1 protein-coding gene is annotated in these 1,186 nt (G+C 65.4%); it reads right to left on the bottom strand.

Annotated elements, in window-relative coordinates:
- Nucleotides 1–1,186 (bottom strand): 2-oxoacid:acceptor oxidoreductase family protein (locus AACR77_RS04755; protein WP_042880068.1); only part of this gene is annotated, 1,186 nt, incomplete at both ends.

The raw sequence follows: 1,186 nt of genomic DNA, 5'->3' as shown, positions 1-1,186 counted from the left end.
GGTGCAATCTTCCGGATAGAGCTGCAAGGTGTAGCGGCTGTCGGGGAAGCCCCTGGCGGTAACGGGCACCGACTGCGCTGCCTCGGGGGCGCTCGCCAGCCAGTCCTGATGGTAGAACTTGGCCCGCAGCGCCGCGTGGGGGCAGACAAAGACGCAGTTGCCGCACTGGATACAGATATCCGAATGCCAGATGGGGATCTCGCGGGCGATATCCCGCTTCTCGAAGCGGCTGGTGGCGGTGGGGTAAGTGCCATCCACCGGCAGCATGGAGACCGGGATGCGATCGCCGCGCCCCGCCAGCATCTCGCCGGTGACCCGCTGGACAAATTCGCTGCCACCCGGTGCCAGTGGCAGCGGATAGTCGCTGATCTGCTCCTCACCGGCCGGGATGGCCACCTGATGGATGTGGGCCAGGGTGTCGTCCACCGCCGCGAAGTTGCGCTCGACCACTTCGGGCCCCTTGCGGGCATAGCTCTTCTCGATGCTCTCCTTGATCAGCTCAATCGCCTCATCCCGCGGCAAGATGCCAGCCAGCGCGAAGAAACAGGTCTGCATGATGGTGTTGATGCGATTGCCCATGCCGTTGCGCTCGGCCACCCGATCCCCGTCGATGCAATAGAGGCGGATATCGAGGGCGCGGATGCGGGCGCGCAGCCGCTCGGGCAGCTCGGCCCAGACCCGGTCAGGCTCATAGGGAGCATTGAGCAGCAGGGTCGCCCCTTCGGCGGCGTGCTCCAGCAGATCGACCGATTCGGCAAAGCCCCACTGGTGGCAGCCGATAAAGCTCGCCTGCTCGATAAGCCAGGGGGCGTCGATGGGCTCGGGGCCAAAGCGCAGGTGGGAGACGGTGCGCGAGCCCGACTTCTTGGAGTCGTAGACGAAGTAGCCCTGAGCGTGGAACCCCTCCAGCTCGCCGATGATCTTGATGCTGTTCTTGTTGGCGCCCACAGTGCCGTCGGCGCCAAGACCGAAGAAGAGCGCCCGCACCCGACTAGGGGGCTCCAGATCGCCTATGGGGTGCCAGGCCAGACTGAGGCCCGACACATCATCCACTATCCCCACGGTAAAGCGGGGGCGCGGCGCATCGGAGGCCAGCTCCTCGAACACCGCCGCGCACATGGCGGGGGTGAACTCTTTGGAAGAGAGGCCATAGCGACCGCCACTGAGCCACGGCAGCCGCTTGATA

Origin of the sequence: Aeromonas sp. ZOR0002 (assembly GCF_963866995.1) — a bacterium.
In the GTDB taxonomy this organism is placed as follows: Bacteria; Pseudomonadota; Gammaproteobacteria; order Enterobacterales; family Aeromonadaceae; genus Aeromonas; species Aeromonas caviae.
This window is presented reverse-complemented; position numbering and strand designations above follow the sequence as displayed.